This window comes from Pseudoalteromonas sp. P1-26, assembly GCF_001401795.1.
In the GTDB taxonomy this organism is placed as follows: Bacteria; Pseudomonadota; Gammaproteobacteria; order Enterobacterales; family Alteromonadaceae; genus Pseudoalteromonas.
Genome location: NZ_LKDX01000012.1, coordinates 96,224 through 102,888, shown reverse-complemented (window position 1 = coordinate 102,888; position 6,665 = coordinate 96,224). Strand labels below are relative to the sequence as shown.

Below are 6,665 nucleotides of genomic sequence, written 5' to 3'. Positions count from 1 at the left end.
GCGAGTTGCGAGTTGCGAGTTGCGAGTTGCGAGTTGCGAGTTGCGAGTTGCGAGTTGCGAGTTGCGAGTTGCGAGTTGCGAGTTGCGAGCAATAGTTTAGGTGCGGCTTTATGCCGCGCCATACACAAAACATAAAATAGTTTCACACTTACCTGTAGCAGCGGCTTTATGCCGCGTCATTTAGTAAAACTATAATGCGGCGTAGACCCGCTGCTACTTTCTAACTTTCCCCTTTCTAACTTTCCCCTCGCTAACTTTACTCTTGCTAACTTTACTCTTGCTAACTTCTTCCCCTGTAAACCCCCTTTACAGTCAAAATGTGAGTAACTCCTTACATACATTTTTCAAATATCGGACATTAATCCAAAAGCAGTTAGTAAAAAATCGGTTTATAGCCAAAATCAGTAACTTGAGTTAGTAAAAAATCGGTTTGTGCCGCTAAAAACCTAGCTTCAGTTAGTAAAATTTTGGTTTGTGAGGATGTTGAGTTGGTAAAAAATCGGTTTATAGCTTGGGTGAGTTAATAAAAAATCGGTTTGTAAATCACAAGATTTTACAAAACAGCATTAAATTGCCGTTTATATGACCTAATTTTAGCCATTCTAGAGGCTGTGCTCTGCCAATAAGCCCTAAATTAAGGCTTATAACACGAAGGTAGTTAAATCCTGATCTAAAATCCTTAGGCTGGTAAATGCGTGATCTGTATTTTTATAAAGCTAGTAAATGGCTGATCCAAGACTTGGTTAAAGAGTGATCCGAGATGCGAGATGCGAACTGCGAGTTGCGAGTTGCGAGTCTGACGGCTGATGGCTGATGGCTGATGGCTGATGGCTGATGGCTGATGGCTGATGGCTGATGGCAACAAATGAAAAAGGGCCCGAAGGCCCCTAACAACATTATTGAATAGCTATAAAGGAAATTACAACTTGGTTAGAACTGGTTCATGGTATTTGCTTCACCACCGGCTTTAAGTGCATTTTCACCAGAGAAGTACTCTTTATGAGTATCACCAATGTTTGAACCTGCTAGGTCTTGGTGTTTCACTGATGCTTGCTCACGGCGGATTTCTTGACGTTGTACGTCGCGAACATACGCTAGCATACCTAGGTCGCCGAAATAGCCTTCTGATAGAATATCAGTGCTTAGCGCCGCTGTATGGTAAGTTGGTAGCGTGATTAGGTGATGGAAGATACCCGCTTCACGTGCACCATCTTTTTGGAAGTTTTGTACAAGTACGTCTGCTGCCGCTGCAAGCTCTGTGTCATCCATTTCTGGCGCCATTAATGCTTTATTGTCATCGATGCTTGGGTAAGCAGATAAGTCTTTACCTTGTTCTTGCCACTCAGCATATACTTGCTCACGGAATTTAAGTGTCCAGTTGAACGACGGTGAGTTGTTGTATACCAGCTTAGCATTTGGTACTTGCTCTTTAACGCGGTTTACAAGCTCAGCGATTTGTTTAACGTTTGGCTTTTCTGTTTCAATCCACAGTAAGTCTGCGCCTGATTGTAAGCTAGTTACACAGTCTAGAACTACGCGGTCTTTCTCTGTGCCTTCACGGAACTGGTATAAACCATTATCTAAACGTGTTGGTTTGCAAAGCTGACCATTCAGCTTCATTGCTGTGTCGCCTTCATTTAAGTCATCTACACTGTTTACTGGTGTTGTTTCAAGGAACGACGTGTATTGGCTAGCAAGGTCGCCAGGTGTTTTAGATACAGGCACTTTTTGAGTAAGGCTTGCACCTAATGAGTCAGTACGAGCAACGATAATACCGTTATCAATACCAAGCTCTAAGAATGCGTAACGAACAGCGTTAATTTTTGCTAGGAAATCTTCATGCGGTACAGTTACTTTACCAGCTTGGTGACCACATTGTTTTGCGTCAGATACTTGGTTCTCGATTTGGATAGCACATGCACCCGCTTCAATCATCTTTTTAGCAAGTAGGTAAGTTGCTTCTTCGTTACCGAAACCCGCATCGATATCAGCAATAATTGGCACAACATGGCTTTCGAAGTTATCGATTTTATTTAGTACTGCTTGAACATCACCGCCGTTTGCTTTCGCTTCGTCTAGGTCTTTGTAAAGGTGGTCAAGTTCACGTGCATCAGCTTGCTTTAAGAAAGTGTAGATTTCTTCGATTAGCGCTGGAACAGATGTTTTTTCATGCATACTTTGGTCAGGTAATGGACCAAACTCAGAGCGAAGTGCCGCAACCATCCAGCCACTAAGGTATACATAGCTGCGTTTAGTTGTTTTGTTATGACGCTTAATTGCCATCATCATTTGCTGTGCAGTGAAACCATGCCAACAACCTAATGATTGTGTGTATTGGCTGTGGTCAGCATCATAGGCTGCCATGTCTGCACGCATAATGTCTGCAGTGTATTGAGCAATGTCTAGACCCGTACGAAAACGGTTTTGTAAGCGCATACGGCTTGCGTATTCAGGGTTGATTGACTGCCACGTTTTGCCTTGTGTTTGACATAAAGTAGCTAGGTTATCGGTTTCGCGTTGATATGTTGTCATAATAAAAATCCTTCGAACGGGTTATCTATTTTTTGTTAGTGAGAGTGGCTACTTGGCGTTTGCTTCGTAGCGCTTAATTCAACATTAGGCGGATTTTTTGGATTTAGTAAATTTATAGTTGTTATTGCCACTATATCTTTAGTGAATGGTAAATAGCCTGCTTATTAGCCTTTTTTACGATATGGTTGAACCATGAATGATCAAATTAAGCTCGTTTAAAGGACATTATTATGACCACTCTCTCACTTAACGGTTTAAGCGTTGATCAACAACTTGCACAGTTTGTTGAACAGCAACTTTTACCTGGAACAGGCATTAGCACAGACACCTTTTGGCAAGGTTTTGCTGATATCGTCAATGAACTAACGCCAATCAATCGTGCGCTTTTAGAAAAACGCGAACAACTACAAGCTAAGATTGATGACTACCATAAGCAGCAGCCGGTATGGGATGCAACTAACTATCAAGCATTCCTTGAAGACATTGGCTACCTCGTTCCTGAGCCAGCTAGCTTCAGCATAGAAACAGACCAAGTAGAGCCTGAAATCGCAAGCACTGCAGGGCCGCAGCTTGTTGTGCCAGTAAGCAATGCACGCTTTGCCTTAAATGCAGCAAATGCTCGCTGGGGCTCTTTGTATGATGCGCTATACGGCACTGATGTGCTGAGTGAAGACGACGGCGCTGAGAAAGGCTCTACATACAACCCTGTACGTGGCTTTAAAGTGATGGCTTATGCCCGCCAGTTCCTCGATAAAGCATTGCCTTTAGCAAATGGCTCACACATCGAAAGCACCAGCTATTCGGTGGTAAATAATGAGCTCTTAATCACACTACGTGACAGCAGTCAGGTTCGTTTAGCAAACCCTGAACAACTTATTGGCTACCAAGGTGAAGCGCAAAACCCAAGCGCTATCTTATTGAAAAATAATGGCTTACATGTAGAACTGCAAATTGACCATCATCACCCAATCGGCCAAGCAGATAAAGCAGGTCTTAAAGATGTACTACTTGAAGCAGCCCTCACTACAATTATGGACTGTGAAGATTCTGTTGCTGCCGTTGATGCCGAAGACAAAGTAAACGTTTATCAAAACTGGCTTGGTTTAATGCAAGGAAATCTTGTAGAAGCATTTAACAAAGGCGGTAAAACCATTGAGCGCCGTTTAGCACAAGACCGCCAATACCAAGCTTTAAGTGGTGAAACAATCACGCTAAAAGGCCGTAGCATGATGTTTGTGCGTAATGTTGGCCACTTAATGACTAACCCAGCTATCCAAGATAGTGAAGGCAATGACGTGTTTGAGGGCATTATGGATGCCATTATCACCAGCACTGCAGCACTTCATGACTTAAAAGGTACAAGCAGCCTTAAAAATTCAACAGCTAATAGCATTAATATTGTTAAACCAAAAATGCATGGCCCAGAAGAAGTGGCATTTACAAATACTCTATTTACGCGTGTGGAGCAGCTGTTAGGCTTACCAGCAAACACCATTAAAATGGGTATTATGGATGAAGAACGCCGTACATCAGCTAACTTAAAAGCCTGTATTTTCGAAGCTAAAAAGCGTGTTGTATTCATCAATACCGGCTTCTTAGACCGCACTGGTGACGAAATTCATACTTCAATGCAAGCAGGTGTAGTACTGCCAAAAGGCGCTATTAAACTTGAGCCTTGGATCAGCGCATACGAAGACCGCAACGTAGATATTGGTCTTGCAACAGGCCTTAGTGGTAAAGCACAGATTGGTAAAGGCATGTGGCCAATGCCAGATAAAATGGCGTTAATGATGGAACAAAAAAGTGGTCACCCGAAAAGTGGTGCAAATACCGCGTGGGTGCCCTCTCCTACTGCTGCAACACTGCATGCTATGCATTATCACGATATTGATGTATTTGCTTGTCAAAAAGCGCTTATGGACCGCAAAGAAGCAAGCCTTACAAGCTTGCTCACTCCGCCGCTTATGAAAGATGCCAGCAGCTTAAGCAAAGAAGATATTCAAGCCGAACTTGATAACAACGCACAGGGTATTTTAGGTTATGTTGTGCGTTGGATTGACCAAGGTATTGGTTGCTCAAAAGTACCAGACATCAACCATGTAGGCTTGATGGAAGACCGTGCCACACTGCGTATTTCAAGCCAGCACATGGCCAACTGGCTATATCATGGCGTTTGTTCTGAAGAGCAAATTAGAAAAACCATGGCACGCATGGCGAAAGTTGTTGATGGTCAAAATGAAGGTGATCCGGCCTACAATAATATGGCTGATTCAGCCGAAACTTTAGCACAAAGCGTTGCTTATCAAGCAGCTTTAGCCCTTGTATTAGAGGGAGTTAAACAACCTAGTGGCTATACTGAACCATTATTGCATGCGTTCCGTATAAAGTATAAGTCGTTAAATTAGCCACTACACAACTCCCCTTCGAGTTTCATGTGTCGTTCATAGCAGCCCTAGGGCTGCTTTTTTTATTAAACTCATAACGACAGTGAATAGCCACCATTCATGGCATAATAAAAATCTATTAAAAAAGGGGCATTTGTTACCAAATGCCCCTTTTTACGTACTAATTTTTTAAAAATTAGTTTTTTACAACCGCATTGTGATAAACGTTTTGCACGTCATCACAGTCATCAAGCATCGAAATAAACTTTTCAAAGTTTGCGATATCATCTGGATCAGTGATGTCAGTATGAACTTGTGGAACAAACGTGATTTCGTCTACTTCAAAGTTAATACCTTCAAATGCTTCTTCAAGAGCAGTTTTTGCTTTGTAGTACTCTGTATGTGGAGCGAAAACTGACACTTTGCCATCTTCTACTTCTACATCCGTTACGTCTACATCAGCCATCATTAGCGCTTCAAGTACAACTTCGTCGTCATCACCTTCAAAGCCTAAAACAGCTAAGTGATCGAACATATGCGCAACGCAACCCGGTGTGCCAATTTTTGAATCTGTTTTAGTGAACGGTAAACGTACATCTTTGATAGTACGGTTAGGGTTATCAGTTAAACAGTCTACAATTACCATACAGTTACCAGGGCCATAGCCTTCGTAACGTGCTGGAGAATAGTCTTCCCCTGCTCCACCGGCTGCTTTTTTGATTGCATTATCGATTACGTGTGCTGGAACTTGGTCTTTTTTTGCACGCTCAATAATACGTTTTAGCGCTTGGTTAACTTCTGGATCTGGTTCGCCATTTTTAGCAACAACGTAGATTTCTTTACCGTACTTAGAATTTACTTTAGTTTTTGCATTGGCTGTTTTAGCCATGGCGTTTTTGCGGACTTCAAATGCTCTGCCCATCTTATGCCTCTATGAATACATTTGATAATTGCCGATATTTTAGCAACTCATGACGACTTGGGCTAGTACTAGGACATTTTGAAAAATAAAAAACTAACAAAATTACTCAGGAAAAATTAAAAACAAGGCTATTTAACATAACACCTTATTTTCTTGGAATGAGTCAACCAAAGTAGGTAGTTCTGAAAAATGATGCATTACATAATCGGCTTGATTAGCATACTCAGGAATTTCATCTGGCGCGTACAAGCAAGCACGCATATTGGCATTATGCGCAGCCTGAATATCAAATAAGTAATCGCCAACATAAAGTAACTCTGATTGATCAAGCTCCCATAATGTCGCAATAGCATTTAAAGCACTTGGATCAGGCTTAGCTGGCGCATCAGAGCGAGTCAGCACAGTTTCTATTGGTAAGGGGTTATTCTTTAATTTAATAGCAGCTGCACGGTCGTAATTACGAGTAACAATCGCCATCGGGATGTTATTTTCTTTCAGCCTAGTAATTGCCTCAGCAACACCTGGCAATAAATGAGCGTGTTGTGCATCTATGAGTTCATGCTGATGAACTATGTTCATCGCTTCTTCACGCATGTAAGGCGAAGGTAATGATGCAATGTAAGCAAGTAAGTCATTCTCAACAGGACAGCCTACCTGCGCTTTGATCAGTGAAAAATCTAACTCTGATGAAACCAAAGTACCATCTAAGTCAAAGATTACACCACGGATATTGTTGTCATGGATAGTCATATAAATCCCTGTATATGAGAATTGGGAAAATTTTGAAGCCCATTAATAAGATAGTTTACGAAATGGGTTAATTAAAG

General features: G+C 41.8%; 4 protein-coding genes. 1 reads left to right on the top strand and 3 read right to left on the bottom strand.

Annotated elements, in window-relative coordinates:
- Window positions 1-930: 930 nt before the first annotated feature.
- Window positions 931-2,532 (bottom strand): isocitrate lyase, encoded by a 1,602-nt coding sequence (locus AN394_RS08595; RefSeq protein ID WP_054563156.1) that lies wholly within the window; start codon window positions 2,530-2,532, stop codon window positions 931-933.
- A 230-nt stretch (window positions 2,533-2,762) separates the two neighbouring features.
- Between AN394_RS08595 and AN394_RS08590 the strand changes: the two genes are divergently transcribed.
- Window positions 2,763-4,937: a malate synthase G gene (locus AN394_RS08590; protein ID WP_055021254.1), complete on the top strand. Its 2,175-nt coding sequence runs from the start codon at window positions 2,763-2,765 to the stop codon at window positions 4,935-4,937.
- A 175-nt stretch (window positions 4,938-5,112) separates the two neighbouring features.
- On the opposite strand, the gene AN394_RS08585 is transcribed toward AN394_RS08590, so the two are convergent.
- Window positions 5,113-5,838 carry a YebC/PmpR family DNA-binding transcriptional regulator gene (locus AN394_RS08585; protein ID WP_054563154.1) on the bottom strand — a complete coding sequence of 242 codons (726 nt, stop codon included), beginning with the start codon at window positions 5,836-5,838 and terminating at the stop codon, window positions 5,113-5,115.
- A 132-nt stretch (window positions 5,839-5,970) separates the two neighbouring features.
- Complete coding sequence (locus tag AN394_RS08580) at window positions 5,971-6,588, bottom strand: HAD family hydrolase (RefSeq protein ID WP_055021253.1); 618 nt, start codon at window positions 6,586-6,588, stop codon at window positions 5,971-5,973.
- Between the last annotated feature and the right edge of the window lie 77 nt (window positions 6,589-6,665).